At 69.4% G+C, this 15,727-nt stretch carries 15 protein-coding genes; 10 read left to right on the forward strand and 5 right to left on the reverse strand.

The window, feature by feature from the left end:
- Position 1 precedes the first annotated feature (1 nt).
- From Q0P60_RS18270 to Q0P60_RS18290, 5 genes are all read right to left on the reverse strand, one after another.
- The gene (locus tag Q0P60_RS18270) at positions 2-337 is read right to left on the reverse strand and encodes a tetratricopeptide repeat protein (RefSeq protein WP_294996863.1); all 336 of its coding nucleotides are present in this window, start codon (positions 335-337) and stop codon (positions 2-4) included.
- The gene (locus tag Q0P60_RS18275) at positions 334-912 is read right to left on the reverse strand and encodes a flavin reductase family protein (protein ID WP_294996864.1); all 579 of its coding nucleotides are present in this window, start codon (positions 910-912) and stop codon (positions 334-336) included. Before Q0P60_RS18275 ends, Q0P60_RS18270 begins: the two co-directional genes overlap by 4 nt.
- Complete coding sequence (locus Q0P60_RS18280) at positions 909-1,538, reverse strand: superoxide dismutase (protein ID WP_294996866.1); 630 nt, start codon at positions 1,536-1,538, stop codon at positions 909-911. Before Q0P60_RS18280 ends, Q0P60_RS18275 begins: the two co-directional genes overlap by 4 nt.
- Before the next feature lie 266 nt (positions 1,539-1,804).
- Entirely contained in the window at positions 1,805-3,325 is a 1,521-nt protein-coding gene (locus Q0P60_RS18285; protein WP_294996890.1) for a thioredoxin family protein, read from the reverse strand.
- Between the two features lie 99 nt (positions 3,326-3,424).
- Positions 3,425-3,904, reverse strand: coding sequence for a GNAT family N-acetyltransferase (locus Q0P60_RS18290; RefSeq protein WP_294996868.1), 480 nt, complete (start codon positions 3,902-3,904; stop codon positions 3,425-3,427).
- Positions 3,905-3,970: 66 nt separating this feature from the next.
- On the opposite strand from Q0P60_RS18290, the gene Q0P60_RS18295 reads away from it, so the two are divergent.
- From Q0P60_RS18295 to Q0P60_RS18340, 10 genes are all read left to right on the forward strand, one after another.
- Complete coding sequence (locus Q0P60_RS18295) at positions 3,971-4,915, forward strand: TIGR03571 family LLM class oxidoreductase (protein ID WP_294996870.1); 945 nt, start codon at positions 3,971-3,973, stop codon at positions 4,913-4,915.
- Between the two features lie 110 nt (positions 4,916-5,025).
- Positions 5,026-5,370, forward strand: coding sequence for a DUF3817 domain-containing protein (locus Q0P60_RS18300; RefSeq protein WP_294996872.1), 345 nt, complete (start codon positions 5,026-5,028; stop codon positions 5,368-5,370).
- Between the two features lie 153 nt (positions 5,371-5,523).
- Positions 5,524-6,720 carry an MFS transporter gene (locus tag Q0P60_RS18305; RefSeq protein WP_294996874.1) on the forward strand — a complete coding sequence of 399 codons (1,197 nt, stop codon included), beginning with the start codon at positions 5,524-5,526 and terminating at the stop codon, positions 6,718-6,720.
- Positions 6,717-7,910: an isochorismate synthase gene (locus tag Q0P60_RS18310; protein ID WP_294996876.1), complete on the forward strand. Its 1,194-nt coding sequence runs from the start codon at positions 6,717-6,719 to the stop codon at positions 7,908-7,910. The genes Q0P60_RS18305 and Q0P60_RS18310 overlap by 4 nt, the downstream gene beginning before the upstream one ends.
- A complete protein-coding gene (locus tag Q0P60_RS18315; RefSeq protein ID WP_294996877.1) occupies positions 7,907-9,559 on the forward strand; it encodes an AMP-binding protein in 1,653 nt (550 codons plus the stop codon). The genes Q0P60_RS18310 and Q0P60_RS18315 overlap by 4 nt, the downstream gene beginning before the upstream one ends.
- A complete protein-coding gene (locus tag Q0P60_RS18320; RefSeq protein ID WP_294996879.1) occupies positions 9,559-10,191 on the forward strand; it encodes an isochorismatase family protein in 633 nt (210 codons plus the stop codon). Before Q0P60_RS18315 ends, Q0P60_RS18320 begins: the two co-directional genes overlap by 1 nt.
- Positions 10,191-10,448, forward strand: a complete 258-nt coding sequence (locus Q0P60_RS18325) for a phosphopantetheine-binding protein (protein WP_294996881.1) — start codon at positions 10,191-10,193, stop codon at positions 10,446-10,448. Before Q0P60_RS18320 ends, Q0P60_RS18325 begins: the two co-directional genes overlap by 1 nt.
- Positions 10,445-14,335 carry an amino acid adenylation domain-containing protein gene (locus Q0P60_RS18330; protein ID WP_294996882.1) on the forward strand — a complete coding sequence of 1,297 codons (3,891 nt, stop codon included), beginning with the start codon at positions 10,445-10,447 and terminating at the stop codon, positions 14,333-14,335. Before Q0P60_RS18325 ends, Q0P60_RS18330 begins: the two co-directional genes overlap by 4 nt.
- On the forward strand, positions 14,326-15,084 hold the full coding sequence (locus Q0P60_RS18335) for a 2,3-dihydro-2,3-dihydroxybenzoate dehydrogenase (RefSeq protein WP_294996884.1): 759 nt from the start codon (positions 14,326-14,328) through the stop codon (positions 15,082-15,084). Before Q0P60_RS18330 ends, Q0P60_RS18335 begins: the two co-directional genes overlap by 10 nt.
- A 149-nt stretch (positions 15,085-15,233) precedes the next feature.
- A complete protein-coding gene (locus tag Q0P60_RS18340; protein WP_294996886.1) occupies positions 15,234-15,680 on the forward strand; it encodes a transposase in 447 nt (148 codons plus the stop codon).
- Positions 15,681-15,727 lie beyond the last annotated feature (47 nt).

A 15,727-nucleotide genomic window follows, 5' to 3' on the forward strand; every position in this document is an offset into this window, starting at 1 on the left:
CTCAGCCCGCCTTCGCCAGCGCCGCCTGTTCGCGGTCCAGGCGGCGCAGGAACACCTGCATTTCCCTGCGCGCCTGCTGGTCGCCCTTGCTGCCGGCCACGCTCAACCCGCGCTGCCACGCCTCGCGCGCCGCCTGCGGCTGGCCACTGGCCAGCCAGGCCTTGCCCAGCAGCTTCCACGCTGCCGAGTACTGCGGATCGAGCACCACGCAGCGGCCGAGGTGGGTCGCCGCGCGTACCGGGTTGCCGGCATCCAGCCAGCCCTTGCCGAGACCAAAGCGCAGCAGCGCGCCGTCCTTGCCGCTGGCAAGCATGCATTCCAGCGCTTCGATGTTCATGGGCGCACCTCCACCAGCAGTTCGGCCGGCCCCGGCTGCAAGCGGCCGCGGTGGAACAGCAGGGGCGCGCCGCCGTTCTCGTTGACCTCGATGATGCGGCCGGCCAGCAACAGGTGATCGCCCACTGGCCACTGTGCGTGGCGCGTGCAGGTGAGATGCGCGACCGCACCGGCGATGCGGGGCGGAGCGCCGTCCTCATCGTCCAGCAGCGGCAGGCCGTCGAAGCGGTTGCGTACCTGCGGGTCGGCGAAGCGTCGTGCCAGTGCTTCCTGGTCGGCACCGAGTACGCTGATCGCGAAGCGGGTGGCACGCTGGAACACGGACAGGCTCTGCGCGTGCAGCGCGAGGTTCCACAGCACCAGCGGCGGTTGCAGCGAGACCGGGACGAACGAGTTGATGGTCAGGCCGACCGGGTTGCCCTGTCCATCGCGGGCGCAGACGATGGCCACCCCGGTCGGGAAATGACCGAGCAGCCGCCGCAGCGAGCGCGGCGGCATCGCGACCGACGGCACCGGGGCCGGGGCGGGGAAGACCCCCGCCCACGGCCCGGCGTACGGCAGTGTCTCGCCGCTCATGAGGCCCTGGCCTGGCGATAGCGCCGGCCAACCTCGGCCCAGTTGATGATGTTGAAGAAAGCGCCGATGTAGTCCGGGCGGCGGTTCTGGTAGTGCAGGTAGTAGGCGTGCTCCCACACATCCAGCGCGAGGATCGGGGTGTTGCCGGACAGTCCGGCCGCCGCACCCATCAGGGGGCTGTCCTGGTTGGCGCTGCTTTCGACCTGCAGGCGGCCCTCGCGGTCGCTGGTCAGCCAGGCCCAGCCGCTGCCGAAGCGGGTCTGCGCGGCCTTGCTGAAGGCTTCCCTGAAGGCATCGAAACCGCTCAGATCGCGGTCGATCGCGGCGGCCAGCTCATCATCGGGGGCGCCACCGGTGGGGCTGAGCACGGTCCAGAACAGGCTGTGGTTGGCGTGGCCGCCACCGTTGTTGCGGATCGCTCCGCGCTGCGCCTCGGGCACCGCATCGAGCTGGGCAATCAGTGTTTCCACCGGCTGCGCGGCCAGCCCAGCCTGCTCGAGGGCGGCATTGAGGTTGTTGACGTAGGCCTGATGATGCTTGCTGTGGTGGATCTCCATCGTGCGCGCATCGAAATGCGGCTCGAGAGCGTCATAGGCATAGGGGAGCGGGGGAAGCGAGTACGACATCGAAGCAATCTCCGTGGGGAAGGCCAGTGGGCTGGCCGTGGGGAGATCGTTATCGCACCTCAACATTGGTTGAGGTCAAGCGGCGGCAGGGTGCGTGGTAGTGCCGGCCGCTGGCCGGCAAACCGACTTTCCGCGATTGCCGGCCAGCGGCCGGCACTACCAGGACCTGCCTTTCGAACCCTCACCAGCGGCCCCCGCCTCCTCCCACACCTGTCAACAAAAGCGCCGTGGCATTTCAGAATTCCGCCAGCGCTTTCACAACAGTCTCAACTCAACCAATCCCTGCACGCGCTGTCGACCTGCTCGCCGCAGGCCTGCTGCATCCGCTGCTGCAGCCGCGCCAGCGTCTCCGCGCCCTGGTGCTTGCCGCTCCACGCCTTCAACTGCCCGGCCAGCCGCTCGAAGCGCTGGCGCGTGCGCTGGTGGTAGCCCGAGGGTTGCGCATCCAGTTCTGCGATCAGCGATGCGGTGGCCTGCTCGATGCGCGCTGCATCGTCCGGCGCCAGCCGCAGCAGGCCTTCCACGTACAGCACGCCCCACTGCACGCGGGTGGCCGGGCCCTGCGCGCCATCGTAGGCGCGCTTCAGCCACTCCAGCGCACCGGCGCTGTCGCCGCGCTGCTCGGCCAGTTCGGCCAGCTCGGGCATGTAGTAGTAGGGCTGCTCGCTGCGCTTCAACTCGGCCAGCAGCAGGGTTTCGGCTGCGGCATCGTCGCCGACCTGGCGCAGCGCATAGGCGGCACTGCTGATCGTGGCCTGGCGCGCATGTGCATCGCTGGCGGCCGCATCGGCGGCGGCCACGCGCTGCTTGACCCGGGCGACCAGGGCGGGTGGCAGCGCACCCTGTGGTTGCTGCTGGCGGGCCAGCGACAGCTCGGTCAGCGCCCGCGACAAGGCGTCGTCGGCACGGTCGCCACGCTCGCCGTCGGCGCGTTCCAGGGCTACCAGCAGCTGCTGGCCCAGCGTGTTGGAGGTGGCCGGGCCTGCGCTGGCCTGCTTCACCAGTGCAGCGCCGGCGTAGCCCAGCAGTTCGCGGTTGCGACGTACCTCGGCAGGCTGTGCCAGCACCGCCTGCAGCAGCTCACGCACTTCGGTGGGCGAGGCGCCGGGCGTGTCGGCGGTGGCCAGGGCCAGCAGCGCGAAACGGCGTTGCAGGGCAGCGTCCGGCGCGGCCTTGGACAGCTGGCGCAGCACGGTTTCACTGCCGCGCTCACCGGCCAGGCGGTTGGCATCCACTTCCCAGCCGTAGTCGCCCAGCACCTGCCAATCCTCGGCGGTCAGCTTGCCCGGCGTGGCCAGTGCGGTGGCCAGCGTGGCGGCGACCGCGCTGCGGCGGCCAGCGGCGACGGTCAGTGCGCGGGTCAATTCGGCTGCATCGTTGCCTCCCGCCACACGGGTGATCTCGTGGCGCTGCGGGTCCAGCACGATCAGGGTCGGGTAGCCGCGAACGCCGAAGCGCTCGCCCCAGGCCTGCGCACCTTCTTCGTCGCCATCCAGGTAGACCGGCACGAATTTGCCGGTCAATGCGATGAAGGCCGGGTCCTTGAACAGGCCAGCCTTGAGCTGGTTGCATGGCGGGCACCAGACCGCACCCCAGTACAGTAGGACCGGCTTGCCGCTGTCAGCGGCTTCGGCGAAGGCGTCATCGACGTCGCCCTGGCGCCAGGCGATGGCCTTGGTCGGCGCGGGTGCCTCGGCGGAGTTGGCGGTGGAGACTGGAGCCGGGGTGCAGGCGCTCAGCGCCGAAGCCAGCAGCAACACGGAAAGCGCGACGCGCATCGGCAGCATCTCGAAGGGCAGGATGACAGGGCATTGTAGGAAGGGCTGGAGCGGTTGCTGATTCAGTTTGCTCATGTCGGGCATGCTGCACGGCATGTGCGCCCGATATCAGTGCGCGGCCGCGGCCGCGGCGACCGACGCCGGCGTGGTACACACCATCTGCTGGTAGACCAGCCCGTTGAACTCACCCACCTCGCCGTCCAGCACGAAGCCGTAGCGCAGGTAGGTCGGTACGGCATTGAGCGAGGCGCGTACGGTCAGCATCGGCACCCGCGCCTTAGGCAGCACCGCCTCGAACAGCGCATGGCCGATACCCTGGCCCTGGCAGGCGGGATCGACGAACAGCATCGCCAGATGGCGGCCTTCCTTGAGTTCGACCACGCCGACGATGCGGGCGTCCTGCTCGGCGACCAGGATGAGGTTGTCGCCCTGCAGGCGCGCGCCGAAGGCATCGATCGCGGCAACGCGGGTGAAGGTGGCGATGCCGTTTGCGCTCAACGAAGGGGCGACGGCCGCATGGAAGGCCGCCAGGCACACCGCGCTGATTGCAGGCAGGTCATCGATGCGGGCGGGGCGGATCTTTGGCATGCAGCGTTCTTCCAGAGGTGGACGGCACGTCATCGTTGCCGCATGTGTGCACGCTAAGCTGGCGGCATGAGTGATTTCAATCCCGCCCATGCGCGGTTGTTCCCGCCGCAGGGGTTGAGCCTGGGCCTGATGACGCCGGTCGCGGCGCAGGGGCTGGCCGATCCACAGCAGGCGCGCCGCATGGCGCGACTGGCCGACGATCTCGGCTTTGCCGCGCTATGGACGCGCGATGTGCCGCTGATGGTGCCGCAGGGGCCGGATGCCAGCGCCAGTGCACTGGATGATCCGTTCCTGTGGCTGGGCATGCTGGCCGCGGCGACCACGCGCATCGCGGTCGGCAGTGCCGCCATCGTGCTGCCGCTGCGCCAGCCGCTGCAGGTGGCCAAGTCCGCGTTGAGCCTGGATCGGATCAGCGATGGACGCTTCGTGCTGGGCCTGGGTTCGGGCGATCGTCCAGAGGAGTTCGCCGCATTCGGGGAGGACCTGGAGGGCAGGGCGGCCACCTTCCGCGAGCGCTGGTCGCTGCTGCGCGCGGCGTTGTCAGCCGATGCCGATGAGCGGGCCAGGGTGCGGCGGGCCACCGGAGGCTTCGATGTGCTGCCGCCGCCAGACAGCCGCATCCCGATGCTGGTGGTGGGCACGGCGCGGCAGAGCCTGCAGTGGATCGCGCGCGAGGCCGAGGGGTGGGCCACCTACCATCGCGAGGAGGTCGCGCAGGAGGGGCGTATCGGGTTGTGGCAGCAGGCGCTTGCGCAGCGGGGCGGGGCAACCAAGCCGTTCGTGCAGTCGATGCAGCTGGACCTGCAGGCCGACCCGCAGGCGCCGCCCGCGCCGCTGCCACTGGGCCTGAAGGTGGGTCGTGACGGCCTGCGCGACTATCTGTTGCGGGTTCACGCGCAGGGCGTGGCGCATGTGATGTTCAATCTGGTCGACAACGGACGACCGCTGCAGGACGTGCTGCGCGAGATCGGCGAACAGATCCTGCCGGGGGTGTCGAGCGGCCACATGTAGCGACCCACCCCGCGGGGCTGCTGTTGATTCCCTGCACCCGCCACAGGGGCGGGCGTGGCTCGACGCCACATGCTTTGCGCATCTGCGTATCATTCGCATTTGATTTGCTGATGGCGGAGCCCTGCGTGACCCGATCTTCCCCCCTGCATCCGAGCGGACGCCTGTTCGCCGTGGTTGCCTTCATCGAAGCCGTGACCTGGGCTGGCCTGCTCATCGGCATGTGGATGAAATACGGCCCGCTGGCCAACGTGGCGCTGGTCAAGCTGTTCGGGCCGCTGCACGGCGTGGCCTTCCTGGTCTATGTGGCGGTCACGCTGTTTGCGGCAGTGCGCCTGCGCTGGCCGTGGTGGGCCAGTGCCCTGGCCCTGTTGGCGGCGATTCCGCCGCTGGTTACGCTGCCGCTGGAATGGTGGTTCAAGCGCCGCGGCCTGCTGGGGCTGCGTGCAACGCGCTGAACCCACTGTTGCATGCCCATTCAAGAGAATGGGTATCAAATGCAAATACGAGCCGTTATCATTTGAGAGTGGCGTCCGGTCCTGAACGGGACGGACGCCGGGCGGGGCGCGCAGGCGCGCCCGGCGATCCTTTCCTGTTACGGCTGGTGTTCCATGCACGCACGTCCCGTCGTTCCCGGCTTGCCGGCGCTGGTGTTGGCGGCCCTGATCGGCACCATGGCGATGATGTCCTTCGTCGCCGTGATCGGCCCCGTGGTCCGCATGCTCGGCCTGTCCGAATGGCACGCCGGCCTGTCGGTCACCGCCGCCGGCGTGCTGTGGATGCTGGCCGCGCGCCCGTGGGGCCAGCTCAGCGATCGCATCGGCCGCAAGCGCGTACTGATGCTGGCGATGAGCGCGTACACCGTGGTCTACATCGCGCTGGCGGTGTTCATCGACGTGGCCCTGCAGGGGGTGCCCGCGGTGTGGGTGTCGGTGCTGGTGCTGGTCGGAGCGCGCGGCCTGATCGGGTTGTTCTATGCCGCCGTGCCGCCCACCGCCGCCGCCCTGATCGCCGACAAGGCACCGACCGGGCAGCGCGCCAGTTTTCTCGCACGGCTGGGCAGCGCCAATGCGCTGGGCATGGTACTGGGCCCGGCAGCGGCGGGCTGGCTGGCCTATACGAACCTGTCGCTGGCGCTGTATGTGGCGGCATTGCTGCCCTTGCTGGCGCTGGCCCTGCTGGCCTGGCGCCTGCCGGCCACGCCGCCGGTGGCGGGCACCGCCGCGCCGCGCCGCGCGCCGCTGAGTCGCCTCGACCCGCGCCTGCGCCTGCCGCAGCTGGCGGCGTTCATTGCCATGGTCTCGGTCACCATTGCACAGGTGACCGTCGGCTTCTTCGCGATTGATCGCCTTGGCCTGGATGCGGCCGCGGGTGCGCGCATGGCCGGCATCGCACTCACCGCGGTCGGCGTCGGCCTGATCCTGGCGCAGGTGCTGGTGATGAAGCTGGACGTGCATCCCCGGCGCTGGATCATCCTCGGCGCGCTGATCTCCGGTATTGGTTTCGCCTCGGTGGCCGGCGTGCAGCAGGGCTGGCAGCTGCCGGCGGCCTATGCGCTGGCCGCGTTCGGCATGGGCTTCGTGTTTCCCTCGTTCCAGGCGCTGGCTGCCGATGCGGTCGAGGCGCACGAGCAGGGCGCCGCCGCCGGCACCGTTGCCGCCGCGCAGGGGCTGGGCATGGTGGCCGGGCCGATGCTCGGCACGCTGTTGTATCGCGGCGGGCACAGCCTGCCCTACCTGCTGGTCGGCGCGCTGCTGCTGTTGCTGTGCGCGCTGTCCGCAGCGCATCGGATGAAGGAGACCCCATGAATGATTCCCTGATGCAGGGCGGGTGGCCGGAGGCTGCGCCATCGCCCTTGGAAAGCACCGACGACGCCTCGTTGTTCCTGTTGCAGCATGCCGGCCAGCACGTGCACGCACGGGGTTGCCGGGCGGCGCTGCCGAGTGGTGCGCTGGCGACGCTGTCCGAGCGTGTGGCGCAGTTCTTCGCACAGCAGCGGGGTGGTCCGGGCCTGCTGGTCGGTGCGGTTCCGTTCGAGCCGCGCGCCGACGACGCGCTGTACCAACCTGAGCGCCTGCTGCCTGCGCTGCCGTTGCAGCCGCAGGGCGCTCCGCTGTTGCAGGGCGCGCTGCAGGCCGAACCGGCAGCGCAGGACTATGCCGCCGCCGTGGCCACCGCCGTGCAGGCGTTGCGTTCACCCACGCAGGACCTGCACAAGGTGGTGCTGGCGCGAAGCCTGCTGGCCCGCACCCGCCAGGCGCTGTCTCCCGAGGTGCTGCTGGCACGCCTGGGCGCCGATCCTTCGGTTGCCACCTATGCGGTGCCGCTGCCGGTCGAACCCGGGCAGGCACCGGCCTGGCTGGTCGGCGCGACGCCGGAGCTGCTGTTGCGCAAGCGGGGTGTACAGCTGTTGTCACACCCCCTGGCCGGCTCTGCACGCCGCAGTGCCGATGCTTCAGAGGATGAGCGTGCCGCACGCGCGCTGCAGGGCTCGGCAAAGGATCATGACGAGCACCGTCACGTGGTCGAGGCCATCGTTGATGGCCTGGCGCCGTATTGCAGCGACATCGATGCGCAGCCGCAGCCGACGTTGCACGCCACCGCCAGCATGTGGCATCTCGGTACGCGTATCCACGCCACGCTCAAGGACCCGCACACGCCCGCCGCCCTGCTGCTGGCGCAGCTGCATCCTACGCCCGCGGTCTGCGGCACGCCGCGGTTGGCGGCGCTGCAGCGCATCCGTGAGCTGGAACCGGTAGCGCGCGGCTTCTACGCCGGCGCGGTTGGCTGGCTGGACGCGCAGGGCGACGGCGACTGGTATGTGGCGATCCGCTGCGCGCGCCTGCAGGGCACGCAGCTGCGGCTCTACGCAGGCGCCGGCATCGTCGCCGATTCGCAGCCCGAGGCCGAAGTGGCGGAAACCGCGGCGAAGTTCGCCGCCCTGTTGAACGCGCTGGGCGTGCATGAGCCGGCGCCCACGATCGAGCCTGTGGCATGAATACGTCCGCTGTTTCGCCGCGCCTGCCGCTGCAGCAGGCCTGGCCTGATGAACTGGTTGCACGCTATCGCCAAGCCGGCCATTGGCGCGGCGAGACCTTCCCGGCATTCCTGCGCGCACGCGCGGAATGCTATGCCGACGACATCGCCGTGGTCGCCGGCGATGTCCGCCTGAGCTACGCGCAGCTGTGGCACGAGGCCGGGCGGATCGCTGCGGGCCTGCTCGCACTGGGCCTGCAGCCGGGCGAGCGGGTGCTGGTACAGCTTGGCAACACGGCCGGGTTCATCAGTAGCGTGTGCGGCCTGTTCCGCGCCGGCCTGGTGCCGGTGTACGCGTTGCCGGCGCATCGCATCACCGAGCTGGAGCACTTCGCGAACAAGGCCGAGGCCAGCGCCTACATCACCACCAGCGTGCATGACGGCTTCGATCATCGAGGGCTGGCGCGGGCGCTGCAGGCGGCAGTGCCGGCCGTGCGCCATGTGGTCATCGACGGCGATCCCGGCGAGTTCACTGCGCTGGAGGCGCTGCAGGGCGATCGCAGCCAGCTGCCGCCTGATCCGGACCCGCAGTCGGTGGCCTTCCTGCAGATCTCGGGGGGCAGCACCGGCCTGTCCAAGCTGATCCCGCGGACCCACGACGACTACATCTATTCGTTCCGTGCCAGCAATGCGATCTGCGGCATCGACCGCGACAGCGTGTACCTGGTGGCATTGCCGGCCGCGCACAACTTTCCGATGAGTTCGCCGGGCTTCTTCGGCGCGCTCTACGCCGGTGCCCGCGTGGTGCTCAGTCCAGGGCCCGGCCCGGATGCGGCGTTCCCGTTGATCGCCCGCGAGAAGGTGACCTGCTGTGGCCTGGTGCCGCCGCTGGCCCTGCTGTGGGCGCAGGCCGCCGCCACCAGCACGCACGATCTTTCCAGCCTGCAGGTGCTGCAGGTGGGCGGCGCCAAGCTGGTGCCCGAAGCGGCACGGCGGGTGATCGACGGCCTGGGCTGCACCCTGCAGCAGGTATTCGGCATGGCCGAGGGCCTGGTCAACTACACCCGGCTGGATGACCCGGAAGCGCTGATCGTGGCCTGCCAGGGTCGGCCGATCAGCGAGGATGACGAGGTGCGGGTGGTCGATGACCACGACCAGCCGGTGGCTGCGGGCGAGGTGGGCCACCTGCTGACCCGCGGCCCGTACACCATCCGTGGCTACCACAACGACGCGGTGGCCAACGCGCGTTCGTTCACCGACGACGGCTTCTACCGCACCGGCGACCGCGTGCAGCAGCTGCCCGGCGGCTATCTGGTGGTGCAGGGGCGCGCCGGGGATCACATCAACCGTGCCGGTGAAAAGATCTCCGCCGAGGAGATCGAGGACCACCTGCTGGCGCACCCCGGCGTGTTCGACGCCGCGGTGGTCTCCATTCCCGATGACTACCTGGGCGAACGCAGCTGTGCATTCGTGATCCAGCAGGGCGAGCCGATCAAGGCGCCGGCATTGAAGGCCTGGATGCGTGGACGCGGCCTGGCCGCGTTCAAGGTGCCGGACCAGGTCGTGTTCGTGGACAGCTTCGATACCACTGCGGTCGGCAAGATCAGCCGCCGCGAACTGCGTGCGCAGCTGCGCGCGCGTCATCTGCAACAGACAGGAGGAACGCGCTGATGGCGCTGCCCCGCATCACCAACTATCCCTTGCCGACCGCTGCCGAGCTTCCGCAGGCGCGCGGCCCATGGCGCCCGCAGCGCGATCGTGTCGCGCTGCTGGTGCACGATATGCAGCGCTACTTCCTGGCTGCGTTCGACGCCGGCAGCGAGCCGTTGCGGCCGGCGGTGGACAATATCGCGCGGCTGCTGGCGCATTGCCGTGCGCATGGCATTCCGGTGTTCTACACCGCCCAGCACGGCGACCAGGATCGCCGTGACCGTGGCCTGCAGGCCGATCTGTGGGGGCCGGGCATGCGCAGCAGCGCCGATCATGAGCCGATCATCGAGGCGCTGGCAGCGCAGCCGGGCGAGCACGTACTGGTCAAGCACCGCTACAGCGCCTTCCAGCGCAGCAACCTGGAAACGCTGATGCGCGTTCGCGGCTGTGACCAGCTGCTGGTTACCGGCGTATATGCCCATATCGGCTGTACTGCTACCGTGGTCGAGGCCTTCCAGCGTGATATCGAAGCATTCATCGCTGCCGATGCCGTGGCGGACTTCTCGCGCGCCGACCATGACCAGGCCCTGCATTGGATCGCGCGCACCTGCGGCGTGCCGATGAGCACCGACCAGTTGCTGGAGGTGCTGTAATGGCTGCCAACGACGCGATGCTGGACCTGGAGCGGATGCGTGCCGATGTGGCGCGGGTACTGGAATGCACGCCTGCCGAGATCGGTGATGACGACAACCTGATCGACCTGGACCTGGACTCGATGCGCATGCTCGGCCTGGTCCTGGCCTGGGGCAATACCGGGCTGCCGCTGGAGTTCTCGCAGTTGGCCGAGCACACCACACTGCGCCAGTGGTGGGGCGTAGTGCAGAAGCTGCAGGCCGCGCAGAACGCATGAACGCCGCCGCGCTGGCCACGCCGGTGGCATTGACCGAGGCCCAGGCCGGGCTCTGGTTCGCGCAGCGGCTGGCGCCGGGCAATCCGTCGTTCAATACCGCGCACGCGCTGTGGATCGAAGGCCCGCTGGACGTGGCCAGGTTCACGGCGGCGGTCGACCAGGCGGCCAGTGAGGCGCAGGCCTTCGCACTGCGCTTTGCCGAGGGCGACGATGGTCAGCCCGTACAGTGGCACGAGCCGGCACATGTGCCACGGCTCTCGCTGCGTGACCTGGCGGGGGAGTCCGATCCCGCGGCGGCGGCACGTGCGCTGATGCAGGCCGACCGGCTCAGCGTGGTGGATCCGAGCCGTGACCGGATCAGCCAGCAGGTGTTGTTCGATCTGGGCGGGCAGCGCTGGGTCTGGTACCTGCGTGTGCATCATCTGGCGGCGGATGGCTATGGCATGGCGCTGTTCACCGAGCGCGCCTGCGCGCTGTACGCCGGGCGCGCGGGCGAGCCACTGCCTGGACTGTCCGCCGTACTGGCCGAGGATGCCGCGTACCGCGCCGATCCACGCAGGGCGCAGGCTGCAACGTGGTGGCACGCGCAGCTGCGGGGCGCGCCGGCAGGCGTGGGCCTGGCGGGCACCGCGCCCGCCAGCGATGACGCGCTGCGCTGGGTGCAGCCCGTCGATGCGGTCCTCCGCGAGCAACTGTTGCAGGCATCGATTGCCTGGTTGCAGCCCTGGCCGGATGTGCTCGCTGCGTTGTCGGCCGAGTACCTGCGCCGGATAAGTGCCGCCGAGGAGGTGGTGCTGGGCATGCCGTACATGGCGCGGCTTGGCAGCGCTTCGGCACGCGTTCCGGCGATGGTGATGAACGTGCTGCCGCTGCGCGTGGCGGCTGCGGGCGGCAGTGTCGAGGGCTTTACCCGTGCACTCGGCCGGCAGCTCAGCCAGGGCCGCAGGCAGGGCCGCTACCGCGGTGAGCAGCTGCGCCGCGATCTTGGCCTGGTGGGTGCGCAGCAGCGCCTGCATGGCCCGATGGTGAATGTGCAGCCGTTCTACACGCCGTTGGCGTTGCCCGGCGTGCAGGCGACCCTGGACGTGCTGTGCACCGGGCCGGTCGATGACCTCACGCTGGGATTCCGTGGCGATGGGCAACATGGCCTCGATCTGGAGGTCGAGGCCAATCCTGCGCTGTACAGCCGCGAGGAGGTGCAGGCCCATGCCTCGCGCCTGCTGCATTTCGTGTCGGCGGCGCTGCAGGCGGAGGACATCGCCGCGGTGCCACTGGCCACCACCGCCGAGATCCACAGCGTAGTGCACGGTTTCAATGCCACTACGCATGCGTTGCCGCAGACCACGCTGGTCGAACTGCTGCAGCAGGGCATGGACCGGGATCCGCACGCACCTGCGCTGGCATTCGGCGACACCGGGCTCGATCACGCCACGCTGGAGGCGCGCAGTTTCGCGCTGGCCGCGCAGCTGCGTGCGATGGGGGCAGGCCCGGGCAGCGTGGTCGCGGTGGCGTTGCCGCGCTCGCTGGAACTGGTGATCGCACTGGTGGCGGTGCTGCGCGCGGGTGCCGCGTACCTGCCATTGGACCTGGCCCATCCCGATGAGCGGCTGGCGCGGATCCTGGCCTCGGCACGGCCGGTGTGCGTGCTTGCGGCCGATGCTGTGCAGGCACGCATGGCCACCGTGCCGGTGCTGGCGCCTGGGCAGTGGACCGCACTCAGCTTCGCTGCGCCCTGGGCCGACCCGGCACCCGGCGATGCGGCGTATGTGATCTACACCTCCGGTTCCACCGGCGAGCCGAAGGGCGTTGTGATCGAGCATCGCGCCATCGTCAACCGCCTGCTGTGGATGCGCGAGCATTACGGCATCCGCGCCGACGATCGCGTGCTGCAGAAGACCCCGGCCACCTTCGATGTCTCGGTCTGGGAGTTCTTCCTGCCGCTGCTGTGCGGCGCCACGCTGGTGCTTGCCGGACCGGACGCGCATCGGGACCCCAACGAGCTGGCACGGCTGATCCGGACGCACGGCATCACCACGATGCACTTCGTGCCTTCTATGCTGGACGCGTTCCTGGCTGCGCCGGCCAGCGAAGGCCTGCAGCTGCGCCGGGTGTTCACCAGCGGCGAGGCACTGGACGCCTCGTTGCGTGACCGCTTCCACGCCCGCTTGCATGCCGAGCTGCACAACCTGTACGGCCCTACCGAAGCCGCCGTGGACGTCAGTTACTGGCCGGCCTCGGCGCAGGACGATTCACGGCCGGTGCCGATCGGCTTTCCGGTCTGGAACACGCGCCTGTATGTGCTGGATGCGCATATGCAGCCACTGCCGGTGGGGGTGGCCGGTGATCTGTATCTGGGCGGCGTACAGCTGGCACGTGGCTATCTCGGCCGCGACGACCTGACCGCCGAGCGCTTCCTCGCCGATCCCTTCCTGCCGGGCGAACGCATCTACCGCACCGGCGACGTGGCGCGCTGGCGTGGCGATGGTGCCGTCGAGTACCTGGGCCGCAGCGACCACCAGGTGAAGCTGCGCGGCCTGCGTATCGAGCTTGGCGAGATCGAGGCGGCGTTGCGCGAGCTGCCCGGCATGGAGCGCGTGGAAGTGCTGCTGCGGCAGGACGCACCCGGTGACGCGCGACTGGTGGCCTACGTGCCGGTGGCGCTGGCCGATGCCACGGTGCTGCGCAGCCATCTGGCGGCGCGGGTGCCGGACTACATGGTGCCCTCTGCATTCGTCGGCATCGATCAGTGGCCGGTGACCGCCAACGGCAAGCTGGATCGCAACGCGCTGCCGAAGCCCCCACAGCAGCAGTCTGGCGGGCTGGCGGCGCGCACGCCGCTGGAGCAGGAGCTGGCGGCGTTGTTCGCACAGGCGCTGGGTCGCGACGTGCCGGTTGCCGTGGACGCGGACTTCTTCAGCCTCGGTGGCGATTCATTGTCGGCGGTGCACCTGCTGCTGGCGATCGAGCGACGTTGGCGCTGCGATCTGGGCCTGGGCGCCGTGTTCGCGCAGCCGACCGTTGCGGCGCTTGCTACCCGCATCGCCATGCCGCCGGCGCTGGCCGACCATGCGCTGGGACCGGTGATCGCCCTGGCCACCAGCGATGCGGCCGATGCTACGCCGCTGTTCGTGCTGCATCCGGCCGGTGGTATCGCCTGGAACTATCGCAGCCTGGCCAGGGCGCTGCAGCCCGCGCGGCCGGTCTACGGGCTGCAGTCGCCGGCGCTGGATGCGCAGCAGGCACTGCCGGTCAGCATCGAAGCGATGGCCAACGATTACGTGCAGCGCGTGGTGGCGATCCAGCCGCGCGGGCCGGTGCACCTGCTGGGGTGGTCGGTGGGCGGCATTCTGGCCCAGGCGATGGCCGTGCGCCTGCATGAGATCGGCCGCGAGGTCGGTGAACTGGTCTTGCTGGATGCCTATCCCAGTGAATGCTGGCGCGCCGAACCCGAGCCGGATCCGATTGCGGCGCTGCGCGCCCTGCTGGCGATCGCCGGGCATGACCCGGACGCGCATCCAGAGCTGGACAGCCGGGAGCGCATCCTGGGCTTCCTGCGCCGGGGCGGAAGCGCGCTGGGCAGCCTGCCGGACGTGGTGCTGGATGGCGTAGTGCGCGCCGTGACCGGCACCAACCGCCTGATCCGCGAGCACCAGCATCGGCCCTTCGATGGCACCCTGGTGCACGTGCGCGCGGGCCGCGATCACCAGGCACGACCGCAGCTGCAGTCCGCACTGTGGCAGGTTCACGCGCGCAAGGTGCAGGCACTGGAGCTGCCGTTCCTGCATGCCGAGTTGACCGGGCGCGATGCGGTGGCGCAGCTGGCGCCGTGGTTGTCGGCGCGCCTGCGCCAGTGGGATGAGCAAGAGGAGATCGCAACATGCAGTTGACCGGCTTTGCAGGGCGTGTGGCGCTGCTGACCGGCGCCGCCGGTGGCATCGGTGCGGCGCTGGTACGGTTGTTGGACGAGGCGGGTTGCACGGTGGTGGCCACCGATCGCCAGGTGCCGGATGTGTCCGGTACGCGTGCGCGCGCGTTCGCGCTCGATGTGACCGATAGCGCGGCGGTGGACGCACTGGTGGACCAGGTGGAGGCCGGTATCGGGCCGATCGGCCTGGCCGCGAACGTGGCTGGCGTACTGCATGTCGGCGAGGTGACTGCAACCGCCGATGCCGACTGGCGCCGGGTGTTTGCGGTCAATGCAGATGGCGTGTTCCACGTCGGGCGCGCCCTGGCGCGGGTGATGTCACCGCGTCGGCAGGGCGCCATCGTCACGGTCAGTTCGAATGCGGCCGGCGTGCCGCGGCATGGAATGGCCGCCTATGCGGCGTCCAAGGCGGCTGCCACCATGTTCAGCCGTTGCCTTGGGCTGGAGCTGGCGCCGCTCGGCATCCGTTGCAATATCGTCGCGCCGGGTTCGACGCTGACCCCGATGCAGACCGGAATGTGGCAGGACGAACGTGGCGCCGAGCGGGTGATCGCCGGTAGCCTTGAGACCTACAAGGCGGGCATCCCCCTGCGCAAGCTGGCCACTCCGGAAGACATCGCCCATGCGGTGATGTTCCTGCTCTCCGAGCAGGCCGGCCACGTGGCAATGAGCGACCTCTACGTCGACGGCGGCGCCACCCTGCGCGGGTGATGGGCCGCACCCCGGTAGTGCCGGCCGCTGGCCGGCAATCCATGCCCCCGGTAGTGCCGGCCGCTGGCCGGCAACCTTTCAGGCATTTCCGAACACCGGTCGAGGCATGACCTGACGTTCAACGCCCAATGATCGTTCCACCAGGGGGCATGAGCAGCCATCGCCTCCGCCTGGGCCGGCGTTCCATTCCCGGTCAGGTCTATGTTCTGACAACCACCACCCATCAGCGTCGCCGGCTGTTTGAAAGCGAAGCCGCAGTGGCATGTGTAATCGACCAGCTTCATGACATCGAACGGCGGGGACTGGTGCAGTCACTCGCGTGGGTTGTCATGCCGGATCATGTTCACTGGATGTTCGAGCTGCGTGCAGTTGACCTTGCAGACATCGCACGCCGAATGAAGTCGTCGAGCGCGCTTGCCCTGAATCGCCTGGCGGCTCGTCGACGTACGGTGTGGCAGCCTGGCTACTACGATCATGCGGTCAGGGCCGAGGAATCGCTGGCGCGGCAAGCGCTGTACATCCTTGGGAATCCGGTACGTGCCGGTCTTGCCGGCCAGGTTGGCGAGTATCCGCATGCATGGTCGGTGTGGTCGTGATGCCGGCCTTCGAGCGTGACGGTTGCCGGCCAGCGGCCGGCACTACC

The sequence above is a fragment of the uncultured Stenotrophomonas sp. genome, assembly GCF_945952405.1.
Classification (GTDB): Bacteria; Pseudomonadota; Gammaproteobacteria; order Xanthomonadales; family Xanthomonadaceae; genus Stenotrophomonas.